Genomic DNA, 20324 nt, shown 5'->3' with positions numbered 1-20324 from the left:
GGCCTGTTCAGGCCCGGTTCAGGGGCTGAATCGCACAGTGGGGGCGCAGTCTGAATCCGGGCTGTTCACCTCAGGAGAAGCACCATGAACGCCACCCGCCTCATCACCACGGCATTGATTTCTTCCGCGCTGCTCGCCGGCCTGGCCTGGGCCCAAACGCCTGCGCCGCAAACCATGCAGCCGTCCGCCGCCAGCGCCGCCGCGCCGCTCACCCTGGCCCAGCTGCACGCCCGCCTGCAGGCGGCTGGCTACCGCCAGGTGCAGGAGCTGGAACAGGAGCGCGAGCGCGTCGAGGCCAAGGCCCAGGACCGTGAGGGCCGCTGGGTCAAGCTGGAGCTCGATGCCCACACCGGCGCGGTGCTGCAAAGCAAGCCGGGCTCGGCCCCGCGCGAAGCCCAGGCCAGCGGCCTGGACCTGGGCCAGCTGCTGAGCCAGCTGGAAGGCGCCGGCTACCGCGCCATCCGCAAGATCGAGCGCGAGCGCGACCGGGTGGAGGTGCGTGCCGAAGACGCGCAGGGCCGCCGCGTCAAGCTGGCGCTGGACCCGCAGACCGGCGCCGTGCGCTCACGCTGAAGCCGCGCGCCACTCGCGCACATAGCCGTCGTGCCGCAGCAGGCTGGGGTCGGCATCGGCCGAATGCGTGCCGGGGCCGTCCGCCAGCCCGCCCAGCAGCCAGGCCCCCTGCCAGGGGCTCAGGCTGCGCAGCTGGTTGTGGCGCGGCCCCGCGGGCAGGGCCAGGCGCTGCAGCAGCCGGCCCTCGGCATCCAGCTGGGCCAGCAGGGGGTTCGCGGCTTCCGAGATGCTGGCCCCGGCCGGGTTCTGCGTGTAGCCGCTGACGCCCGCCACCAGCAGCCGGCCATCGGCCTGGGCGGCCACGTCGAAGATGAGTTCGCCGGCGTCCAGCTGCAGCACGCGGTACTGCGCCACGCCCGCGGCGCCTGCCGGCAGCAGGGCCAGGTAAGCATCCCAACCCTCGGCCGTCTGCTGGCTGCGCACGCGGCCGGCCAGGGCCCATCGGGTACCCACCCAGCGCAGCGCATGCGGCTCGCTGCGCTGCTGGGTGTTCAGCACCGTGCTGCCCAGGCGCAGGCCATCGGGGGCGTACTGGGTGAGCAGGGCGCCGGTGCGCAGTTCGGGGTCGATGGGCTCGCCAAAGTAGGCGCCATGGCCGGCGGCCAGCTCGGTGAAGTCCAGGCTCAGGGCCACGGCCAGCTGGCCCTGCGGGCCGCTGTCGAGCAACAGGCGCCACTGGTGGTCCAGGCTCTTGAAGGGGTCGAAGCTGCCCGAGGTGACGAAGCGCGCGCCGATGGCCACGCCCGGCTCCACCAGGCGGCGCCACTGCGGCTCGAAGCCGGCGGCAGCGCGCCAGCCCAGGCGGTGCAGCACCACGGCCTGGCGGCCGGAGCGGAAGGCCAGCGCCAGGTCTTCGCCCAGCGGGGCCAGGCGGGCGGCATCGCGCGTGGTGTGTGGCAGCAGGGCCGTGGGGTCGCGCAGCTGCAGCGGGTCGTCCATGAAGGGGTCGCTGGCGGCCTGCGGGTCGGCAAAGGCCTGCTCGTGCAGCAGATCGCCGCTGGCGCTGCGGCGCTGCAGGAAGAGGGCGCGGTCGCTGGCCTGCAGCAGGCTCAGCTCGCCCGAGGGATGCAGCGCGAAGTCGAGCAGCGAGCGCCCGGCTTCGGCCGTCAGCACGCGCGGGCTGCCCTGGCCTTGCGGGCCCGAAACCCAAAGTTCGCGCTCGGGCCGGCTGCGCTCCTCCAGCGGGCGCGCCCGCTCCACCAGCCCCACCCAGCGGCTGGCGCTGCTGCGCAGCTTCACCACGGCGCGGCCGTTGACGGCCAGCTGCAGCGGTGGCGGTGGCGGCGGTGGGGGCTCCACCGGCGGTGGGGCGCTGCCGCCACCCCCGCCACAGGCACTCAAACCCAGCCCGGCCAGGGCCAGCAGGCCCTGGCGGCGCGACATCGGGGAAGCAGCAGACACAGGCAGGACTCCGGCACAGGCACAAGGGCTGCGCAGGCTAGGGCAAACCCGTATCCGGGCCGAAAGTCAGTCGGTGCGCTGTGCCAGCGCCTGCTGCACCGCGCGCACCCCGCCCCGCACCTGGGCCCAGGCGGCGGGGCTGAGGCCGGGGTTGCGGGCCTCGCCCAGGCGGGCGCGCAGCGGCTGGCGCCCGGCGAACACGATGGTGTTGCTGCACTCCGGGTCGGGCAGCTGCAGCACCTGGTGCGCAAAGGCGCGCTCGATGCGCGCGAGCTGGCACTCGTAGTCGGGGTCGCCGGCGTAGAGGTTTGCCACCAGCACGCCCTCGGGGCTGAGCAGGGCGGCGCAGTCGTCGTAGAAGGCCTGCGAGGCCAGGGCGGGCGGCTGGCCGTCGTAGTCGAAGCCATCCACCAGCAGCACGTCAAAGGGCTGCGGCGGGCTGCGCACGAAGTCGGCCCCATCGGCCAGGCGCACGCGGAAGCGCTCGCTGTCGGGCGGCACCTCGAATTCCTCGCGCAGGGCGATGACGTGCGGGTTGATCTCCACCACCTTCAGGAAGGCCTGCGGCAGCTGCTGGTGGATGAACTTGGCCAGCGAGCCGCCACCCAGGCCAATCATGGCAATCGCCCGCGGCGCCGGCTGCAGGGCCAGGAAGCCCATCATGGTGCGGGTGTAGGCCAGCTCCAGGCGGTCCGGCCGGTCCACGCGCATGCGGCTCTGCACCGCGTGCAGGCTGAAGTGCAGGGACTTGGTGTCCTCGGTGCGGCAGACGAAGGGCGGGACGGGGGAATCGGGCACGGGCGGCAGGGCAGGGCGGGTGGAAGCGCCATTGTCCGGCGTGCTGCCGCACACTGGCTGCTGCACGCCCTTCAAACCCCTGCCATGCGCCCCATTCGCATCGCCTTTCTGGTCTCGCTGCTCGGCCTCACCCTGCTCTGGCTGCTGGCGGCCGCGCCGCAGTTTGCTGCAGCGCAGACCCTGGCGGCCTGGCGTGGCCAGCTGCTGCAGGCCAGCGGCCTGCTGGCCCTGGGCGCGATGGGTCTGGCGCTGGTGTTGACCTTGCGACTGCCCGTGCTGGAGCGCCTGCTGGATGGGCTGGACAAGATGATCCGCCTGCACCGCTGGCTGGGTGGGGCGGCGCTCGGCTTTTCCCTGCTGCACTGGGCCCTGGTGCAGGCGCCGCACTGGGCTGTGCAATCAGGTTGGCTCACGCGCTGGAGCCGCGGCCCGCGTGCGCTCACCACCACCGCCTGGCAGGAATGGCTGCAGGGCCAGCGCAGCCTGGCCGAGGCCGTGGGCGAGTGGGGCCTTTATGCCCTTCTGGCGCTGGGCGGCCTGGCGCTGCTGCGCCGCTTTCCGTACCGCTGGTTTCTGAAGACGCACCGCCTCCTGAGCCTGCTCTACCTGCTGTTGCTGGGGCATGGCCTGGTGCTGCTGAACTGGGCGAGTTGGATGCCGCCGATCGGCCTCGTGCTCGGGCTGCTGCTGGCGGGGCTGTTGGCCGCCGGCGCGCTGGCCGCGCTGCTGAGCCTGGCCGGGCGCATCCGGGCCGGGCGGCGGGCGCTGGGCGAAGTGGAGGCGCTGGAGCGCCTGGACGGCGTGGGTGTGAGCGCGGTGCGCGTGCGTCTGCACTCGTCTTGGCCCGGCCACCAGGCGGGCCAGTTCGCCTTCGTCTGCTTCGACGCCAGCGAGGGCCCGCACCCTTTCACGATTGCCTCCGATTGGCAGGGCGACGGCCGCCTGCTCTTCCTCATCAAGGGCCTGGGCGACTACACCCGCGCCTTGCCCGAGCGCCTGCGCGCGGGCGATGCGGTGACGGTGGAGGGCCCCTACGGCCGCTTCGACTTCGAGGGCGGGCGTGCGCGCCAGGTCTGGGTGGGTGCGGGCATCGGCATCGCGCCCTTCGTGGCCCGGCTCCAGGCCCTGGCACACCGGCCCGGCGCGGGCGCGCAGGTGGACTTGATCCACTGCACCGCCCAGGTGGACGAGCGCGCCCTGCAGCACTTGCGCGCAGACGCGGAGGCCGCCGGCGTGCGCCTGCATGTGCTGATTGACGCGCGCGATGGCTTGCTGACGCTGGAGCGCCTGCGCGAGCTGGTGCCCGACTGGGCCGAGGCCGAGTTCTGGTTCTGCGGCCCGGCCGCCTTCGGCACCAGCCTGCAGCGCGAGCTGCTGGCCCTGGGGTTGCCGGCGGCTCGCTTCCACCAGGAGCTGTTTCGGCTGCGCTGAGGGGCGCAGACATAAAAAAACCCCACCAGTTGCCTGGTGGGGTCAATCGATCCCCTTTATCAAAGGACCGAGGAGACGTCGCCTGGACACAAACGGTCCTGAGGACCGTTTGTGCCTGCCGACGCGCCAGGGCCTCTGGCCCTGGCGGGGCTATCCCTTAGCGCTTACCGGCGCACAGCGCCGGCCAGCAGGAAGCTCAAGCCGCAGCCTTCTTCGAAGCCCGCGAAGCCTTGGCCGCCGTCGCGGTCAGCGTGCTGAAGTTCGACTCAGCCACTTCAGCCGCCTGCTTGGCCGCCTTCTGCACCGACTCAAACGCGTTGTTGGCAGCCGCCAGGCCCGACTTGGCCAGGGCGACGACGTTCTCGGTGCCGGCCGGGGCGTTCTTGGCCAGGTTCTCCACCAGACCGTCGAACTTCGACTTGGCTTCGCCCATCTGCTCTTCCACCAGCTTGCCCAGCTCGGCGCCGGTGCTCAGGGTGATGTCGGCCACGTGGCGGCTGTAGGCGGTGGCCTTCTCGCCGCTGGGCTGCAGCAGGCTGGTCTGCAGGGCCACCAGCTCTTGCACGTCCTTGACGGACAGCAGGGCCGAGGTGGTCTCGGCGGCTTCGGTCAGCGCGGTCTTGGCCAGTTGCAGGTGCAGCTCGGCCAGCTTCTCGGCGCCTTCAAAGGCCTTGGCCTGGAAGCCGAACAGGGCGGCAGCGGCGGTCTTTTGGTTGGCGAAGAATTGCTCAGGGGTCACGAACATGATGAGGCTCCTATAAAAACAGCGTCGGGATCGACAGCGGTGTTTTTTGTGCACCGCAACATGGAGCGAAGTATTCAGCAAGCTCGACGCTCTGGCAAGCACTTTTTGTGCGCCGCAACAAAATCTTCACGAAGCCGCCCATGCAGGCCTTTCACTTCGACGCCCAGCCCCTGAGCCTGCCGCCCGGGCACCGCTTTCCGCAGCACAAGTACGGCGCCCTGCGCGAGCGCCTGGCCGCGCGCGTGCCGGGCCTGCGCCTGCAGGCCGCGCCCAAGGCGGCGCTGCCGGCCGTGCGGGCCGTGCACACGGACGCCTATGTGGACAAGGTGCTGCAGGGCGGCTTGAGCGCCGCCGAGCAGCGCGAGATCGGCTTCCCTTGGCACCCCGGCATGCCGGTGCGAGCCCTGCATTCCGTGGGCGCCACGCTGGCCGCCACCCGCGCCGCGCTGGCAGAGGGCCTGGCCATGAACCTGGGCGGTGGCACCCACCATGCCAGCGCGGCACAGGGCGGCGGCTACTGCGTCTTCAACGACGCCGCAGTGGCCGCGCGCTGGGCGCAGCGCCAGCGCGGCGTGGGCCAGGTGCTGGTGATCGACCTGGATGTGCACCAGGGCAATGGCACGGCGGCCCTGTTCGCCGGTGACCCCACGGTGTTCACGCTCTCGCTGCACGGCGCCAAGAACTTTCCCTTCCGCAAGGTGGCGGGCGACCTGGACATGGACCTGCCCGACCACTGCGGCGACACCGCCTACCTGCAGGCGCTGGACGCCGCCCTGGCCGAGGTGGAACGCCGCCTGCCGCGTCCGCCCGAGCTGGTTTTCTACCTGGCCGGGGCCGACCCGCACGAAGGCGACCGACTCGGCCGCCTGGGCCTGAGCACGGCCGGCATGGCGGCGCGTGATGCGCGCGTGTTCGCCTGGCTGCGCCGCCATCGCGCCCCCACGGTGCTGCTGATGGCTGGCGGCTACCCCACCGAGCTGGAGCAATTGCTGGACGTGCAGCAGGCCACCGTGGAGCAGGCGCTGGCGCTGTGGGCCGAGTGGAACAATCCCGCGCCTTCCCAGAATCCGACCCCCGATGACGCTTTCGGAGCCGCTGCCGGCGGCTGATGTCCTTTCCCTGCTGCTGCGCGAACGCCGTTCGGTGCGCGCCTTCCTGCCGCGCCCGGTGGAGCGCGCGCTGATCGAGCGCCTGCTCGCCGACGCGGCGTGCGCGCCCTCCGGCGCCAACCTGCAGCCCTGGCAGGTGCATGTGCTCACCGGGGCCCGCCTGCAGCAGGTGGTGCAGCGCGCCCAGGCCATCCACCACGACCCCGAGCAGGCCGCCCAGCTGCAGGCCGAATACCGCTACTACCCGGCCGAGTGGAAGCCCGAGTACGCCGCGCGCCGCCGCAAGATCGGCCTGGACCTGTACGCGCTGCTGGGCATCGGCAAGGGCGACAAGGCCCGCATGCACGAGCAGCACGGTCGCAACTACGCCTTCTTCGGCGCGCCGGTGGGCCTGCTGTTCACCATCGACCGCAGCCTCACGCAAGGCTCCTGGCTGGACTGCGGCATGTTCATGCAGAACCTGATGCTGGCCGCGCGCGCGCAGGGGCTCGACACCTGCGTGCAGGCCGCCTGGATCCACTACCACGCCCAGCTGGCCGAGTGGCTGGCGCTGCCGCCCGAACAGATGCTGCTGTGCGGCATGGCCCTGGGTTATGCGAACCCCGATGCCCCCGAGAACCGCCTGGTGACCGAGCGGGCGCCGGTGGAACGCTTCACCACCTTCCACGAGTAACGCGATGCGTGCCTGGCCCCTGCTGCTGTTGCTGTCACCGGGCCTCGCGCAGGCCGCCAGCCTGGATGCCAGCGCCTTCGGCCCGCTCTGGGCCTTGCCCTTCGTGGGCATGCTGCTCTCCATCGCCCTGGGCCCGCTGCTGGCACCGCGCTTCTGGCACCACCATTTCGGCAAGGTGGCGCTGTTCTGGGCCGCCTGTTTCGTGCTGCCGCTGGCGGCCACGCAGGGGCTGGGCGTGACGGCCGGGGCGGTGTGGCACACCCTGCTGGCCGAGTACCTGCCCTTCGTGCTGCTGCTGGTGGCACTGTTCACTGCCTCGGGCGGCATCTATGTGCGCGGCAATCTGCATGGCTCGCCGGCGCTGAACACCGGCCTCATGGCGCTGGGCGCGGTCCTGGCCTCGGTGATGGGCACGACCGGCGCTTCGATGCTGCTGATCCGCCCGCTGATCCGTGCCAACGACAACCGGCGCCATGTCGTGCACGTCATCGTGTTCTTCATCTTCATCGTCTCGAACGCGGGCGGCTCGTTGACGCCGCTGGGCGATCCGCCGCTGTTCCTCGGCTTCCTGCAGGGCGTGAGCTTCTTCTGGACGGTCCGGCATGTGGGGCCGGAGATGCTCTTCGTCGTCGGCTTGCTGCTGGCGATGTTCTATGCCATCGACCGCCACTGGTACGCCAAGGAAGGCGTGCTGCCGGTGGACCCGACGCCGGACACGCCGCGCCTGGGGCTGGACGGCGCCATCAACTTCCTGCCCCTGGGCCTGGTGGTGGGCCTGGTGCTGCTCAGCGGCCTGTGGAAGCCAGGCGTCGTGTTCGACCTGTTCGGCACGCCGCTGGCCCTGCAATCCCTGGTGCGCGACCTGGGCCTCGTCGGCGTGACCCTGCTTTCGCTCGCCCTCACCCCCAAGGGCGTGCGCGAGCGCAACCAGTTCAGCTGGGCGCCGATGGCCGAGGTGGCCAAGCTCTTCATCGGCATCTTCCTCACCATGATGCCGGTGCTGGTGATGCTGCAGGCCGGGCTGAACGGCCCGTTTGCGGGCCTGGTGCAGTGGGTCTCCACGGCCGAAGGCCAGCCGATCCCGCTGGCCTACTACTGGCTCAGCGGCTGGCTCTCGGCCTTCCTGGACAACGCGCCCACCTATCTCGTCTTCTTCAACCTGGCAGGTGGGGATGCCGCGCAGCTGATGGCAGGCGGTGCGGCCACGCTGGCCGCCATCTCGGCCGGCTCGGTCTTCATGGGGGCGATGAGCTACATCGGCAACGCCCCGAACTTCATGGTCAAGGCGATAGCCGAAGACCGCGGCATCGCCATGCCCAGCTTCTTCGGCTACATGGCCTGGAGCTGCGGCCTGCTGCTGCCGGTGCTGGCCTTGATGAGCTGGATCTTCTTCAGATGAGCAAACCCAAACTGCTGGTGGCGCGCCGCTTGTTCCCCGAGCTGCTGGAGCCGCTGCGCGCCCACTACGAGCTCGACCTGCACAACAGCGACACCGCGCTGGAGCCGGCCGCGCTGCGCGCGCGCCTGCAAGGCTGCTGGGGGATGCTGGGCTCGGGCAGCGAGCGCGTGGACGCCGAACTGCTGGCCGCCTGCCCGGCGCTGCGTGCCGTCGCCCTCATCACCGTGGGCTACAACAACCTCGACGTGCCGGCTTGCCGCGCGCGCGGCCTGCAGCTCAGCCATGCGCCGGGCGTGCTGACCGAGACCACGGCCGAGTTCGGCCTGAGCCTGCTGCTGGCCACCGCACGCCGCGTGGGCGAGGGCGAGCGCTATGTGCGCGCCGGGCACTGGCAGGGCTGGTCCATCGACCAGTTCGCCGGCGCGCCGGTGTGCGGCACGGTGCTGGGCATCGTGGGCATGGGGCGCATCGGTGGCGTCATCGCGCGCCGCGCCGCGCTAGGCCTGGACATGCAGGTGCGCTACTTCAACCGCCAGCCGGTGGCGGACTGCGAGTTCGCCCAGTGGCGCCCCTTGCCCGAGCTGCTGGCCGAGGCCGACCACCTGATGGTGGTGGTGCCCTACAGCGCGGCCACCCACCACCTGATCGGCGCGGCCGAGCTGGCGCAGATGAAGCCCAGCGCCACCCTCATCAACATCGCCCGCGGTGGCGTGGTGGACGACCGCGCGCTCGCTGCCGCGCTGCGCGCCGGCCGCCTGGCCGCGGCGGGCCTGGATGTGTTCGAGGGCGAGCCGGCGGTGGCGCCTGAGCTGCTGGCCTGCGAGAACGCGCTGCTCACGCCCCATATCGCCAGCTCCACCCTGCCCACCCGGCAGGCAATGGTGCAGTGCGCGGTGGACAACCTGCTGGCCTGGGCGCGCGGGGAGCCGGGGCCGACGCCGATTCCGGCTTGATCAGCTGAGCTGCAGCGCGAACTCGCGGCGCTGCTGCCCCTTCTCGCCCGCGCCGCTGCCGCTGCCGGTGGTGAGCTTGCGCGTCACCACCAGGCGCTCGCCGCTGACGCCAAAGTGCCACTCGTCCTGTGAGCTCATCTCGAAGCTGATGACCACATAGGCCCGCCCGGAAATCTTCTGCGTGCTGCGCGCGGCCAGCGGCGTGCCGTCGGCGGCCACCCACACATCGAGCTGGCCTTCGTACTTCTTCACGTACTTGTCCGGCCGGCGCTGCTGCAGCTCGAAGCTCAGCAGCTTGGCCGGCTTGCCCTGCCAGCTGTCGGCCTTCTCGCCCTTCAGCGTGGCGCGCGCCAGCTGGCGGCTCAGCACCTCGGCCGGGCGGGTCAGCTCGCGCACTTCCTTGTAGCCGAGCTCGCGCAGGCCGTTGGCCGTGGGGGTGGCGGCCTTCGGGTCCTGGTCCTTGGCCTGGTCTTCCGAAAGCGCCTTGTTCAGCAGCGTCTGCGGGTAGGCCAGGCGCAGGCCCTGCGGGCCGTCCTCGAAGCTCAGCTGGGCCTGGCCGGGCTGCACCTCGGCGTCGTCCTTGCCTTCGTTGTTGCGGTTCTCGCTCTTCAGCGTCACCTGGCCGCGGATTGGGGTTTCGGCCTGCAGGCGCTGCAGGGCGGCCTTCAGGTCGGAGAGGGTGTCGGCCTGCACCGGCAGAACCGTCAGCAGCAGGGCAGCAAGGGGAATCAGGCGCATGGTCTATGGCAGGGATTGGGCAAGGAATTCCACCAGCGCACGGCCGATGGCATCGGGGTCGCGGCCAAAGTCGGCATGGCCGGCGCCGGGGATCACGATCAAGCGGCCCGGTGCGTTGACCTGCACCCCGGCGGCAGCCAGGCGGTAGGCCTGCTCCACCGGCACCACGGGGTCCAGTTCGCCGTGCAGGATCAGGCTCGGCACCGCGCCGTGACGAACGTAATGGGTGGGGCTGGCCTCCCGCAGTTGCAGGGCCGTGGGGCTGCGGGTGCCGAGCAGGGCCTGCACCGTGCCGCGTGCCTGCGCGCTGGCGCCGGCCAGCGCGCTCAGGTCGTACGGCCCGCCATGCAGCACGGCCGCGGCCACGCGCGTGCTGCCCTTGCGCGGCAGGCCCCGGCCCTCGAAGCGCGGGTCGTCCGGCGTGTAGGCCAGCAGCGCGGCCAGATGGGCGCCGGCAGAGCCGCCGATCACCGCCAACTTCTGGCCGTCCACCTCCCACGCTGCCGCCTGGCTGCGCAGCCAGCGCAGCGCGCATTTCAGGTCTTCCAGCGGGGCCGGGTGGTGCACGGCGGGGGCCAGGCGGTAGTCCACGCTCAGGCCGGTGTAGCCCAGGCGGGCCAGGTTGCGGGCCAGGGCTTCGTAGTCCGCGCGGCTGCCCGTGCTCCAGCCGCCGCCGTGCACGAACAGCAGCGCGCGCCGCCGGTGCGCGCCGGCCGGGGGCTGGTACAGGTCGCCCAGTAGGGACTGGCCTTCCACCTGGCAGACGGTCAGGCCGCGCGTGATGCGCGGCGCCGGTGGTTCGGCGGGAGCGGCGCAGGCCAGCAGGGTGGTCAGGCTCAGCACCAGGGCGCAGCGACGCATGGCGAAACAAAGCAGAGTGCGGGGGGCGGCCATTGTGGGGACGCGCGGGCAGCGGGTGAGTGCTTGCCCCGAGAATGCGGGCCATGCCTTGGTTAGAGCTTGTGACAGCGCTGCTTGCGCTGGTGACGCTGGTGCTGGTGTTCCTGCTGCTGAAACGGCCGCCCCCCGTGGCGGACCTGCAACCGGTGCAGCAAGCCTTGTTGAACAGTGAGCGCGGCCTGCGCGACGACAGCCAGCGCCAGGCTCAGGCCCTGAGGCAGGAATTGCTGGGTCAGCTCGGCCAGTTCCAGACCAGCCTGATGGCACAGGGTGGCGACGTGGCGCGCACCCAGAACGAGCAGATCGACGGCCTGCGCGTGCAGGTGGCCGGGCTGCAGCAGGGCCTGATGCAGGGCCTGCAAAGCACCACCAGCGCGCTCAACCAGGCCCAGGCCGCGGCGCGCGAGGCGCTGGATGCGGCGCTGATGCGCAATGCCACGCAGCTGCGCGAACAGCTGGCGGCGCTGACGAGCGCCAACGAGCAGCGCATGGCCGATCTTCGCCACACGGTGGAGCAGCGCCTGGCCGGTATCCAGCAGGACAACGCCGCCAAGCTGGAGCAGATGCGCGCCACCGTGGACGAGAAGCTGCATGCCACGCTGGAGCAGCGCCTGGGCGAGAGCTTCCGCCAGGTGGCCGAGCGCCTGGAGCAGGTGCACCGCGGCCTGGGCGACATGCAGAACCTGGCGCGTGACGTGGGGAGCCTGAGCCGCGTGCTCACCGGCGTGAAGACGCGCGGCGTGTTCGGCGAGGTGCAGCTGGCCGCGCTGCTGGAGCAGGTGTTCACGCCCGAGCAGTACGGGCGCGAGGTCATCACCGTGCCCGGCTCGAACGCCCGCGTCGAGTTCGCCGTCAAGCTGCCGGGTCAAGGGGAGAGCCCGATCTGGCTGCCGATCGACGCCAAGTTCCCGCGCGAGGACTACGAGCGCTTGCTGGATGCCCAGGAGCGCGCCGACGTGGCCGCCGCCGAGGCCGCTGGCAAGGCCCTGGAAGCGCGCCTGCGCCTGGAGGCCCGCACCATTGCCGACAAATACCTGGCCCCACCGCACACCACCGATTTCGCGCTGCTCTTCCTGCCCACCGAGGGCCTGTACGCCGAAGCCCTGCGCCGCCCCGGCCTCTTCGAGGCCTTGCAGCGTGAACACAAAGTGATGCTGACCGGCCCCACCACCCTGCTGGCCACCCTGGGCAGCCTGCAGATGGGCTTTCGCACCCTGGCGCTGGAAAAGCGCAGTGCCGAGGTCTGGAGCGTGCTGGGCGCCGTCAAGACCGAGTTCGGCAAGTTCGGCGAGGTGCTGGCCAAGACCAAGAAGAAGCTGCAGGAAGCCAGCAACACCATCGATGCTGCCGAGGTGCGCACGCGCGCGATGACGCGCCAGCTCAAGACCGTGGAGGCCCTGCCCGAGACCGAGGCGCAGCGTCTGCTGGAGATCGCCGACCCTGAGGACGAACCCGCTTGAGCCACCCACTGCCCGCGGGCTTCTGGCGGTTGATCGCCGCCATCGTGGCCGTGCACGCCTGCATGGCCACCACCCGCGTGGCCAGCACGCTTTGGCTGCTGCATACCGGCCATGGCGAGGTGACGGTGGGCGTGCTGCTCGCCCTGGTGGCCCTGGCCCCAGCCCTGCTGGGCCCGGCGGCGGGGGCCTGGGCCGACCGCTACGGCCTGTGGCGGCCGTTGAAGCTGGCCACCGCCCTGGCCCTGGTAGGCACGGCCGCGCCGCTGCTGTGGACGCATGTCAGCACCCTGGTCATCGGCGCCATCGGCACCGGCGGCGCCATTGGTGTGGCGGCAGTGGCGGTGCAGCGCGAGGTGGCGCAGCGCGCCCGCGAGCTGACGGACCAGAGCGCCTCCCAGCGCATGTATTCCTGGGTGGCGCTGGGCCCGGCGCTCTCCAACACCCTGGCGCCGCTCTTGGCCGGTGCCCTGATCGACACCGTCAGCCACCGCGCCGCGTTCGGTGCCGCGGTGCTGATGGTGCCGGTGGGCCTGTGGCTGCTGCGTGAGCGCCGCCACCTGCCGCGCCCGGTGCTGACGCAGCGCGTCAGCACCCGCCCCGCCTGGGACCTGCTGGAGACCAAGAGCCTGCGCCAGCTGCTCGTCATCAACCTGGTGCTTGCCGCGGCCTGGGATGCGCACAGCTTCGTTGTGCCCGTGCTCGGCCATGCGCGCGGCTATTCGGCCTCCACCATCGGCGCCATCCTGGCCTGCTTCTCGATCGCCGGCATGGCGGTGCGCCTGCTCATCATCCGCTTCGCCGGCGCCTGGAGCGAACGCCTGATGCTGCGCAGCGCCATGGGCGTGACGATGGCGATGTCGGCCGTCTACGCCTTCCTGCCCGGGCCGCTGGGCCTGATGCTGGGTTCGGCCTGCCTGGGCCTGGCCTTGGGCTCGGTGCAGCCCACCGTGCTGGCGGCGCTGACGCACGCCACCCCGCCCGAGCGCCACGGCCAGGTGCTGGGCCTGCGCATGATGGCCACCAACGCGGCGGGCGTCACGCTGCCAATGGGCTTCGGCCTGCTGGCCGGCCTGGCCGGCGTGGGCGGGCCGCTGTGGCTCACCGCCGCGATGGTGGCGGCGGTGTGGCCGGCCACCAAGGTCTTGCGCGCGGTTTGAGCGGGCGGGCGCCCGAGGGCGGCGGCTGACGCGCGTCAGCGCCCGCGCTGCCGAAAGCGCGCCGGGCTCTCGCCCACCAGGCGGCGGAACAGGCGGGCGAAGGTGGGCACGTCCTGGTAGCCCACGGCCGCCACGATCTGGGCCGTGCTCTGGCGGCTGCCGAGCAGCAGCTGCTTGGCCTTCTGCACGCGTGCCTGCTGCAGCAGGGCCAGCGGCGTGCTGCCGGTTTCCTGGCGGATGCGCCGCAGCAGGGTGCGGCTGCTGATGTGAAAGGCCGCGGCCAGGCGCGCCAGGTCGAAGGGTTCGGCCAGGCGGGCCTCCAGCCAGCCGCGCACCGCCTGCGCGAACGAGGGCGGGGCGGGCGGCAGCAGGCGCTCGTCCACATAGGGCGCCTGGCTGCTGCGCAGGGGCTGCAGGAGGGTCACGCGGGCGGTGCGGCTGGCCACGCGGGCACCGTACAGGCGCTTGATGAGGTGCAGGGCCAGGTCGAACACCGAGCTGACGGCGCCGCTGCTCAAGAGCGCGCCGTCTTCCACCAGCAGCTCCTGCGCCTGCAGCTGCACCTGCGGGTAGCGCGCCGCGAAGGCTGGGGCGAACAGCCAGGAGGTGGTGGCGCGGCGGCCGTCCAGCAGTCCGGCCTCGGCCAGCAGAAAGCTGCCCAGGCAGACCGTGGCCACCACGCTGCCCCGGGCCGCGCAGCGGCGGATGAAGCGCTGCTCGTCGGCCAGGGCCTGCAGCTGCGGCGCCAAGGCCTCGGGCCGGCCCAGCTCCATGCCGGGCACGAGCAGCAGGCCGTAGCGGCCCCGCGGGCGCCCGGGGCTCAGCACGAAGCCGCCCGCCAGGCGCACCGGGCCGGGCCGCAGGGCCACGAGCTCCAGCGCCGGGGGCGGCGGCAGCGCTGGGCCTGTCGTTGTGCCTGTCGTTTGATCCATTGCCTGCGCCAGCTGCCCCGCCAGCCGCAGCAGGTCGGCCAGGCCCAGCAGCTCGGTGCCCAGGCAGCCGGGGTAGGCCAGCAGCGCGATGCGCAGGGGCTCGGCGGCTGTGGTGGGCGTTGTGGCCATATCGAACCCAAAGATGGCGATGTCGCCATGCTGCCAGATGGCTGAACCCGCCGAGCATGGCGGCCTGATCCACCCTGAGATTCCGCCATGCAGATCACGCAACTTCGCAGCGCCACCCTGGTTATTCACAGCGGGCCGCACCACATCCTGGTGGACCCGATGCTGGCACCCCGCCACGCGCTGCCGCCGCTGCGTCTGCTCGACGGCCGGCGCGAGCGCAACCCCACCGTGGGCCTGCCCGCGGCGGCAGCGGGTGTGCTGGAGCAGGTCACGCAGGTGCTGATCACCCATTGCCAGAAAGGCCACTTCGACCACCTGGACCGCGCCGGCAAGGCCTGGCTGCGCGAGCGCCAGCTGCCCGTGATCTGCACCCCGCACGACGCCGAGCACCTGCGCATGCGCGGCCTGAACGTGCAGGCCCTGGCGCCCGGGCACGATCAACCCCAGCCCTTCCTGGGGGGGCGCATCCGCACCCTGCGCTGCACCCATGGCCGCGGCCTGGTGGGCCGGCTGATGGAACATGGCGTGGGCTACTTCATCGAGCTGCCGGGCGAACCCACGCTCTACCTGGCCGGCGACACGGTTCTGACGCCGGACATCCGTGAGTTCCTGCAGCGCGAGCAGCCCGATGTCTGCGTGCTGCCGGCCGGCGGCGCACACTTCGACTTCGGTGGCGAGCTCATCATGGGCGTGGACGAGGTGCTGACCTGCACCCGCCTGACGCAGGGCCTGGTGGTGGCCAACCACCTGGAAGCCCTGAGCCACTGCCCCGTGACGCGCGCCGAGCTGCGGCAGGCCGCCCAGGCGGCCGGCCTGGCAGCGCGCCTGTGCGTGCCGGAGGATGGCGAGACCCTGAGCCTGGCCGCCCCCTCACTCGCCTGCGCCGCCTGAGGTCGGGCCACCCGCTCAGGTCTTGGGCGGCAGCGGCTGGGCGCCCAGCTCCAGCAGCAGCTCGGCCAGCGCCTTGCGCTGATCCCCCTGTGCCCAGGCCAGCGGCGGGGCACCTTCACTGTCGCGGGCGTCCAGGGGCGCGCCCTGGGCCGCCAGCCAGCGGATCAGCGCCGGCCGCTCGCCCGCCACCGCCAGGTGCAGCGGGGTCATGGCCAGGCCGGAAGGCAGGGCGGCGCGGTCCACCCGGGCGCCCTGTGCCCGCAGGGCCTGCGCCACCTCCAGATGGCCTTCGCGGCAGGCTTCCATCAGCGGCGTGAAGCCGATGGGGTCGGGCGCGTCCACCGCCGCACCGGCCTCCAGCAGGGCCAGCACGGCCTGCAGCCGGCCTTCGCGTGCGGCGCGGGCGAGCAGCGGGCGGCCGGTCTCGTCGCTGCCGCTCGCCGAGGCGCCGTTGGCCAGGGCGCGGCGCAGGGCGGCGGGGTCGTCGGCGTCCAGCGCGCTCAGCAGGGCCTGGGTGGCGGCATCGGGTGTGTGCAGCGTGCCGCGGTGCGCCAGCAGGCGCTCCGCAATGACCTGGTGGCCGCGCGACACCGCGATCAGCAGCGGCGCGGCCTGTTCGGGGCGGTCGGTGGCTTCCACCGAAGTGCCCGCTGCCAGCAGGGTGCCCACCCGCTTGCCGTCGCCGGCCCGGATGGCGGCGGCCAGGTCCTCGTACGCCGTGGCGGCGTGGGCCGGAGCCAGGGCGGCAAGGGTCAGGGCAAGGGCGAGGATGCGCACCATGGCCAGCCTTCAAGGCGTGAAAGCCGGGCAGCATGCTGATTCCGGCGCGGGCCGCGCAGTGCCGAAAGTCGGTGTGGGCGCACGCCGCCTGAGGTGCGGCGTCGGATCAGCCCGGCGCGCGGGCTGGGCGGAGGCTTTCCCTCGCCACCTGGCGGCTGCGCTTGTCGGCATACATGCGCTGGTCCGCCAGCTCGATGAGGGTGTCGGCAACCACCCCCTCCACCGGGAAGACGACGAATCCCAGGCTGGCCGACAGTGCCAGCTCGCGCCCGGCAAAGCCCCACGGCGGCAGCAGGGCCTGACGGATGCGCGTCGCCACCGATTGCGCAGCATCCACACCCTCGATGGGCCAGATCAGCAGCGCGAACTCGTCGCCGCCCAGGCGGGCCACGGTGTCGGAAACCCGGCCGATCAGACTCAGGCGCCGCGCCAGCTCCACCAGCGCGGCATCGCCGGCTCGATGACCCAGGCTGTCGTTCAGGGGCTTGAGGCCGTCCATGTCCAGCAGCAACACGGCCCCGCGGCGTTCGGGTTCGCGCTCGGTCTGGGCCAGCAGGCTGCGCAGCCTGTCCATGAACAGGGCGCGGTTGGCCAGTCCGGTCAGCGCATCGTGGGTGGCGCGGTGGTAAAGGTCGTCGGCTGCGTGCTGCCCGGCGTGAAACATGGCGGCGGCGATCAGGTCGGCCAGCAAGCCCAGCAGCGACTCGTCCTCTGGCTTGAAGTGCGCCGGCTGGCCCGACAAGGCCTTGACCACGCCGACCACCGAGCCCTGGTGGTTCAGGGGCATGACGAGCATGGAGCGCAGGCCCACGCGGCGGCAGGCTTGACGATCCACGCGCGGATCGGTCTCGGCGTCATCGCAACGCAGCAGCTGGCCCTGCTGCACGCACAGGCCCGAAAGGCTTTGCGCCCGCGCGACGCGCAAGCCCAAGGACTGTGCGGCCGAACCGGCCACGGCCCGGTAGACCATGTGCTCGCCTTCGGCCAACTCCACCACGGCGCCATCGGCGCCCGTCAGCGGCAGCAATCGCTCGGCCACCAGGGTCATCACGCTGCCCAGGTCGAGACCCAAGCGGGCGATGTCGGATTGCAGCGCAATCACTTCGAGCAGTTTGCTCTGCGAGAGGGTCATGGGCACCCACGGTGTCGGCTGGCTCTGCCTCTGCGGGCCCTCACTGCCAGGCGCTGCTCCCTGTGGTGGGCGAATGCTAATCCGCGCATGGGCCGAGTGCCTTCCCCGACCCCGGGTGCGGCTGCGCGCTTCCCCGGGGCAGTGGGGCCCAGGGCGCTGCCGACAATGCCCGCATGACTTCCCTGCGCCAGACCCTGGCCCGCATCCCTGAAGGGGCGGGCGTGCTCTTCTTCATCCAAGTGGTGTCCACGCTCGGCTATGCCGTGCTGTATTCCAGCCTGGTGCTCTATGCCAGCCAGGCCCTGGGCTATAGCAACGAAAAGGCCGCGCTCATCATGGGCGTGTTCGGCGCCTTCAACTACGGCCTGCACCTGTTCGGTGGCTACCTGGGCGGGCGTTTCCTCAGCAACCGCAATCTGTTTCTGGGTGGCATGGTGCTGCAGGCGGCCGGCTGTGCGGCCATCGCGCTGGGCGGCGAGACCCCGCTGATCTGGGGCCTGGCCCTGTTCCTGACCGGCAGCGGCCTCAATGTCACCTGCCTGAACATGATGCTCACGCAGCGCTTCGCGCCCGAGGACACGCGGCGCGAGGGCGCCTTCCTGTGGAACTACGCCGGCATGAACGTCGGCTTCTTCATCGGCTTTGCGGTGGCCGGGCATTACCAGCTCAGCCAGGCCTATGGCAGCCTGTTCAGCTTCGCCACCGTGGGCAATATCGCCGCCATCGCGCTGACCCTGGTGTACTGGCGTGTGCTGGCTGACCGCGACACCCCTCTGCTGCAGGCCACGCCGGCGCAGTTCCGCCTGCGCTTTGCGGTGGGCCTGGCCATCCTCGTTGGCCTGGTGCCGGTGCTGGCCTGGCTGCTGCGCCACCCGGGCGAGACCTCCTGGCTGCTCAAGGGCATCAGCGCCGCCATCGGCCTGACCCTGCTGGTGCTGACGCTGCGCCACCCGGTGGTGGCCGAGCGCCGCCGCATGGTGGTGTACCTGGTGCTCACGCTGGGCTCGCTGGTGTTCTGGTCGCTCTACCAGATGGCGCCCAGCGGCCTACAGCTCTTTGCCGTGGGCAATGTGCGCATGGAGGTGGCGGGCCTGGCCATCGCCCCGCAATGGGTGCAGAACATCAACACCATCGTCATCGTCATCGGCGGCCCCTGGCTGGCGGTGCTGTTCCAGCGCTGGCGCGCACGCGGCTGGCCGGTGGACATCCCCCAGCAGTTCGCCGCCGCCCTGCTGCTGATGGGCCTGGGCTTCCTGGTCCTGCCCTTGGGCATCCAACTGGCCGGGGCGGATGGCCGCGTGGCCTTCGTGTGGCTGGCGCTCAGCTATGTGCTGCAGGCGGTGGGCGAGCTGCTGATCTCGCCGATCGGCTACGCCATGATCGGCCGCTTGGCGCCGCAGAAGTACCAGGGCGTCATGATGGGCAGCTGGATGATGGTGACCGGCCTGGCCTCGCTGTTCGCGGCCGATTTCTCCGGGCTGGTGGCCCAGCCGGCCGACGGCTCGCCGCTCACCAGCAACCCGGCCTATGCCACCTTGTTCACTCAGCTGGGTTTGGGCAGTTTGGTGGTGGGGGTGGTGTTGGTGGCCCTGGTGCCCTGGCTGAGCCGACTGATCGGCCCAGGCCGGCCTAGCGATGCCAAGTCGGCCCACTGAGTGCGCTGCGCCCGGGCGATTCGTGAATCTGTACCAGTGAGAATCCCCACATGCTCCTGATCTCCATCGTCACGAGTTGCCTCAATGAGGAGGGCAACGTTGAAGAGCTCCATCGGCGTATCAAGGCCCAGTTCGACGGGCAAAGCGAGTACGACTTCGAGCACATTTATGTGGACAACGGTTCCACCGATGGGACGGTGGCCGAGGTTAAGAGGCTCGCGGCAGCGGACCCGCGGGTCAAACTGATCGTCAATGCTCGCAACTTTGGACATATCCGCTCCCCCTTGCATGGCATGTATCAGGCCCAGGGGGCCGCCATCATTGCGATGGCGAGCGATCTACAAGACCCGCCGGAACTGATCCGGCAGTTTCTGCAGCGGTGGCGCGAGGGGCATCTGATCGTGGTCGGAGTCAAGCCTTCGAGCCGGGAAACCTGGGCCATGGCGGTGCTTCGTCGGCTGTACTACCGGGTGCTGGGGCGCATGTCCGACATCAAGCTGATTCCGAACTTCACGGGGTTTGGCCTATACGACCGATCGGTTGTGCAGATCGTTCGCGAGCTTGGTGATCCTTACCCGTACTTTCGAGGGCTGATTTCCGACCTTGGCATCGGTTATGCCACCGTCGAATTCGAGCAGGCACGGCGTAAGCGTGGGATCACCAAGAACAACTTCTACACCCTGTATGACTTGGCCATGCTAGGTGTGACCAGTCACTCGAAAATGCCTCTGCGTCTGGCGACGATGGCGGGCTTCTTGCTCAGCACGCTGAGTCTGATGGTGTCGCTGGGCTATTTGGTTGCAAAGTTGGTGTGGTGGGATCAGTTTGCGTTGGGCACCGCACCATTGGTGATTGGGCTGTTCTTCTTTGGGGCGGTGCAATTGCTGTTTATCGGCATTCTGGGCGAGTATGTGTCCGCGATCCACACCCAGGTGGTTCGTCGGCCTTTGGTGATTGAGCGGGAACGGGTCAACCTACCGGCAGCTTCCAGCTTGCCCTCCCACTCCGCTCAGCCAGCGATGCGCATGGGCGACGAGTGAAGGCTGTGGCGTGGCCGGATTTTGCGCGGTATTTGCTGGTTGGTCTGCTGAACACCGGAGCCGGCTACGGCATCTTTGCCGTCTGCTACCTGGGTCTGCGTGACCATGTGCCTTATTTGTTCATTGTGGTGATTGCCCACGTGCTTGCGGTGAGCTTTGCTTTTTTCAGCCAGGGTCGACTCGTTTTTCGGCGCGGCTGGCCGCGTACCCGCTCCGGCCTGCTGCACGCTTGGATGCGAAGCCAGTTTGGCTATTTGGGCATATTGGTACTGGGTCTGCTGATCCATGGCTTGGTGGTGGGCGTCTTGGAGCGGAGCGCCTGGTGGGCTCAGGCTTGTGCCACTGTGGTGGCCGTTATGGCGGGGTGGCTGTTGAACCAACATTTGGTGTTCGTTCGCAAGGAAGAGCCACGGCAGTGACCCGTGGTG

The 20324-nt window shown here is 70.7% G+C and carries 20 protein-coding genes; 12 read left to right on the top strand and 8 right to left on the bottom strand.

The genetic code is table 11. From position 1 onward, the window contains the following. Window positions 1-84: 84 nt before the first annotated feature. The gene (locus ACE3QP_RS09215) at window positions 85-573 is read left to right on the top strand and encodes a PepSY domain-containing protein (protein ID WP_374435428.1); all 489 of its coding nucleotides are present in this window, start codon (window positions 85-87) and stop codon (window positions 571-573) included. On the opposite strand, the gene ACE3QP_RS09210 is transcribed toward ACE3QP_RS09215, so the two are convergent. Both ACE3QP_RS09210 and ACE3QP_RS09205 read right to left on the bottom strand, forming a co-directional pair. Beyond that, a complete protein-coding gene (locus ACE3QP_RS09210) occupies window positions 565-1956 on the bottom strand; it encodes a hypothetical protein (RefSeq protein WP_374435426.1) in 1392 nt (463 codons plus the stop codon). The genes ACE3QP_RS09215 and ACE3QP_RS09210 overlap by 9 nt on opposite strands. Window positions 1957-2040: 84 nt before the next feature. Continuing rightward, window positions 2041-2772 carry a transferase gene (locus tag ACE3QP_RS09205; protein WP_374435424.1) on the bottom strand — a complete coding sequence of 244 codons (732 nt, stop codon included), beginning with the start codon at window positions 2770-2772 and terminating at the stop codon, window positions 2041-2043. Window positions 2773-2856: 84 nt separating this feature from the next. Here ACE3QP_RS09205 and ACE3QP_RS09200 point away from each other — a divergent pair, with 84 nt between their 5' ends. Next, window positions 2857-4203 (top strand): ferric reductase-like transmembrane domain-containing protein, encoded by a 1347-nt coding sequence (locus tag ACE3QP_RS09200; protein ID WP_374435423.1) that lies wholly within the window; start codon window positions 2857-2859, stop codon window positions 4201-4203. Window positions 4204-4399: 196 nt separating this feature from the next. On the opposite strand, the gene ACE3QP_RS09195 is transcribed toward ACE3QP_RS09200, so the two are convergent. Then, on the bottom strand, window positions 4400-4948 hold the full coding sequence (locus ACE3QP_RS09195; RefSeq protein ID WP_374435422.1) for a phasin family protein: 549 nt from the start codon (window positions 4946-4948) through the stop codon (window positions 4400-4402). Between the two features lie 140 nt (window positions 4949-5088). On the opposite strand from ACE3QP_RS09195, the gene ACE3QP_RS09190 reads away from it, so the two are divergent. The 4 genes from ACE3QP_RS09190 to ACE3QP_RS09175 are packed head-to-tail and all read left to right on the top strand — an operon-like array spanning window position 5089 to window position 9082. Further along, the gene (locus tag ACE3QP_RS09190; RefSeq protein ID WP_374435421.1) at window positions 5089-6057 is read left to right on the top strand and encodes a histone deacetylase; all 969 of its coding nucleotides are present in this window, start codon (window positions 5089-5091) and stop codon (window positions 6055-6057) included. Continuing rightward, window positions 6026-6730: a nitroreductase gene (locus ACE3QP_RS09185; protein WP_374435420.1), complete on the top strand. Its 705-nt coding sequence runs from the start codon at window positions 6026-6028 to the stop codon at window positions 6728-6730. Before ACE3QP_RS09190 ends, ACE3QP_RS09185 begins: the two co-directional genes overlap by 32 nt. Before the next feature lie 4 nt (window positions 6731-6734). Continuing rightward, window positions 6735-8129 carry a sodium:proton antiporter gene (locus ACE3QP_RS09180; protein ID WP_374435419.1) on the top strand — a complete coding sequence of 465 codons (1395 nt, stop codon included), beginning with the start codon at window positions 6735-6737 and terminating at the stop codon, window positions 8127-8129. Then, on the top strand, window positions 8126-9082 hold the full coding sequence (locus ACE3QP_RS09175) for a 2-hydroxyacid dehydrogenase (RefSeq protein WP_374435418.1): 957 nt from the start codon (window positions 8126-8128) through the stop codon (window positions 9080-9082). Before ACE3QP_RS09180 ends, ACE3QP_RS09175 begins: the two co-directional genes overlap by 4 nt. Here ACE3QP_RS09175 and ACE3QP_RS09170 read toward each other — a convergent pair whose 3' ends face one another. Together ACE3QP_RS09170 and ACE3QP_RS09165 are read right to left on the bottom strand one after the other, a co-directional pair. After that, window positions 9083-9820, bottom strand: a complete 738-nt coding sequence (locus ACE3QP_RS09170) for a hypothetical protein (protein ID WP_374435416.1) — start codon at window positions 9818-9820, stop codon at window positions 9083-9085. A 3-nt stretch (window positions 9821-9823) separates the two neighbouring features. Beyond that, window positions 9824-10681 carry an alpha/beta hydrolase gene (locus ACE3QP_RS09165; protein WP_374435414.1) on the bottom strand — a complete coding sequence of 286 codons (858 nt, stop codon included), beginning with the start codon at window positions 10679-10681 and terminating at the stop codon, window positions 9824-9826. Between the two features lie 83 nt (window positions 10682-10764). Here ACE3QP_RS09165 and rmuC point away from each other — a divergent pair, with 83 nt between their 5' ends. Further along, window positions 10765-12180, top strand: a complete 1416-nt coding sequence (rmuC, locus tag ACE3QP_RS09160) for a DNA recombination protein RmuC (protein WP_374435412.1) — start codon at window positions 10765-10767, stop codon at window positions 12178-12180. Next, a complete protein-coding gene (locus ACE3QP_RS09155; protein WP_374435410.1) occupies window positions 12177-13337 on the top strand; it encodes an MFS transporter in 1161 nt (386 codons plus the stop codon). The genes rmuC and ACE3QP_RS09155 overlap by 4 nt, the downstream gene beginning before the upstream one ends. A 35-nt stretch (window positions 13338-13372) precedes the next feature. Here ACE3QP_RS09155 and ACE3QP_RS09150 read toward each other — a convergent pair whose 3' ends face one another. Further along, complete coding sequence (locus ACE3QP_RS09150) at window positions 13373-14398, bottom strand: GlxA family transcriptional regulator (protein WP_374435408.1); 1026 nt, start codon at window positions 14396-14398, stop codon at window positions 13373-13375. Between the two features lie 87 nt (window positions 14399-14485). Here ACE3QP_RS09150 and ACE3QP_RS09145 point away from each other — a divergent pair, with 87 nt between their 5' ends. Continuing rightward, the gene (locus ACE3QP_RS09145) at window positions 14486-15289 is read left to right on the top strand and encodes an MBL fold metallo-hydrolase (protein WP_374435406.1); all 804 of its coding nucleotides are present in this window, start codon (window positions 14486-14488) and stop codon (window positions 15287-15289) included. Between the two features lie 15 nt (window positions 15290-15304). Here ACE3QP_RS09145 and ACE3QP_RS09140 read toward each other — a convergent pair whose 3' ends face one another. Continuing rightward, complete coding sequence (locus ACE3QP_RS09140) at window positions 15305-16069, bottom strand: ankyrin repeat domain-containing protein (RefSeq protein WP_374435404.1); 765 nt, start codon at window positions 16067-16069, stop codon at window positions 15305-15307. Between the two features lie 106 nt (window positions 16070-16175). Further along, on the bottom strand, window positions 16176-17201 hold the full coding sequence (locus ACE3QP_RS09135) for a diguanylate cyclase domain-containing protein (RefSeq protein WP_374435402.1): 1026 nt from the start codon (window positions 17199-17201) through the stop codon (window positions 16176-16178). Window positions 17202-17374: 173 nt separating this feature from the next. Between ACE3QP_RS09135 and ACE3QP_RS09130 the strand changes: the two genes are divergently transcribed. The 3 genes from ACE3QP_RS09130 to ACE3QP_RS09120 are packed head-to-tail and all read left to right on the top strand — an operon-like array spanning window position 17375 to window position 20315. Continuing rightward, on the top strand, window positions 17375-18856 hold the full coding sequence (locus tag ACE3QP_RS09130; protein WP_374435400.1) for a peptide MFS transporter: 1482 nt from the start codon (window positions 17375-17377) through the stop codon (window positions 18854-18856). A gap of 50 nt (window positions 18857-18906) precedes the next feature. Continuing rightward, entirely contained in the window at window positions 18907-19896 is a 990-nt protein-coding gene (locus ACE3QP_RS09125) for a glycosyltransferase family 2 protein (RefSeq protein WP_374435399.1), read from the top strand. Next, complete coding sequence (locus ACE3QP_RS09120) at window positions 19893-20315, top strand: GtrA family protein (RefSeq protein WP_374435398.1); 423 nt, start codon at window positions 19893-19895, stop codon at window positions 20313-20315. Before ACE3QP_RS09125 ends, ACE3QP_RS09120 begins: the two co-directional genes overlap by 4 nt. The last annotated feature ends 9 nt before the right edge of the window (window positions 20316-20324 follow it).

The sequence above is a fragment of the Inhella sp. genome, assembly GCF_041912635.1.
In the GTDB taxonomy this organism is placed as follows: domain Bacteria; phylum Pseudomonadota; class Gammaproteobacteria; order Burkholderiales; family Burkholderiaceae_C; genus Inhella.
Note: the sequence above shows the minus strand (reverse complement) of the source record. Positions and strands in the feature narration are given on the sequence as shown.

Coding starts and splice junctions, on each gene's coding strand:
- ACE3QP_RS09215 (WP_374435428.1), top strand. CDS start 85: ATGAACGCCACCCGCCTCATCACCACGGCATTGATTTCTTCCGCGCTG.
- ACE3QP_RS09210 (WP_374435426.1), bottom strand. CDS start 1,956: ATGTCGCGCCGCCAGGGCCTGCTGGCCCTGGCCGGGCTGGGTTTGAGT.
- ACE3QP_RS09200 (WP_374435423.1), top strand. CDS start 2,857: ATGCGCCCCATTCGCATCGCCTTTCTGGTCTCGCTGCTCGGCCTCACC.
- ACE3QP_RS09195 (WP_374435422.1), bottom strand. CDS start 4,948: ATGTTCGTGACCCCTGAGCAATTCTTCGCCAACCAAAAGACCGCCGCT.
- ACE3QP_RS09190 (WP_374435421.1), top strand. CDS start 5,089: ATGCAGGCCTTTCACTTCGACGCCCAGCCCCTGAGCCTGCCGCCCGGG.
- ACE3QP_RS09185 (WP_374435420.1), top strand. CDS start 6,026: ATGACGCTTTCGGAGCCGCTGCCGGCGGCTGATGTCCTTTCCCTGCTG.
- ACE3QP_RS09180 (WP_374435419.1), top strand. CDS start 6,735: ATGCGTGCCTGGCCCCTGCTGCTGTTGCTGTCACCGGGCCTCGCGCAG.
- ACE3QP_RS09175 (WP_374435418.1), top strand. CDS start 8,126: ATGAGCAAACCCAAACTGCTGGTGGCGCGCCGCTTGTTCCCCGAGCTG.
- ACE3QP_RS09170 (WP_374435416.1), bottom strand. CDS start 9,820: ATGCGCCTGATTCCCCTTGCTGCCCTGCTGCTGACGGTTCTGCCGGTG.
- ACE3QP_RS09165 (WP_374435414.1), bottom strand. CDS start 10,681: ATGCGTCGCTGCGCCCTGGTGCTGAGCCTGACCACCCTGCTGGCCTGC.
- rmuC (WP_374435412.1), top strand. CDS start 10,765: ATGCCTTGGTTAGAGCTTGTGACAGCGCTGCTTGCGCTGGTGACGCTG.
- ACE3QP_RS09150 (WP_374435408.1), bottom strand. CDS start 14,398: ATGGCCACAACGCCCACCACAGCCGCCGAGCCCCTGCGCATCGCGCTG.
- ACE3QP_RS09145 (WP_374435406.1), top strand. CDS start 14,486: ATGCAGATCACGCAACTTCGCAGCGCCACCCTGGTTATTCACAGCGGG.
- ACE3QP_RS09140 (WP_374435404.1), bottom strand. CDS start 16,069: ATGGTGCGCATCCTCGCCCTTGCCCTGACCCTTGCCGCCCTGGCTCCG.
- ACE3QP_RS09135 (WP_374435402.1), bottom strand. CDS start 17,201: ATGACCCTCTCGCAGAGCAAACTGCTCGAAGTGATTGCGCTGCAATCC.
- ACE3QP_RS09130 (WP_374435400.1), top strand. CDS start 17,375: ATGACTTCCCTGCGCCAGACCCTGGCCCGCATCCCTGAAGGGGCGGGC.
- ACE3QP_RS09125 (WP_374435399.1), top strand. CDS start 18,907: ATGCTCCTGATCTCCATCGTCACGAGTTGCCTCAATGAGGAGGGCAAC.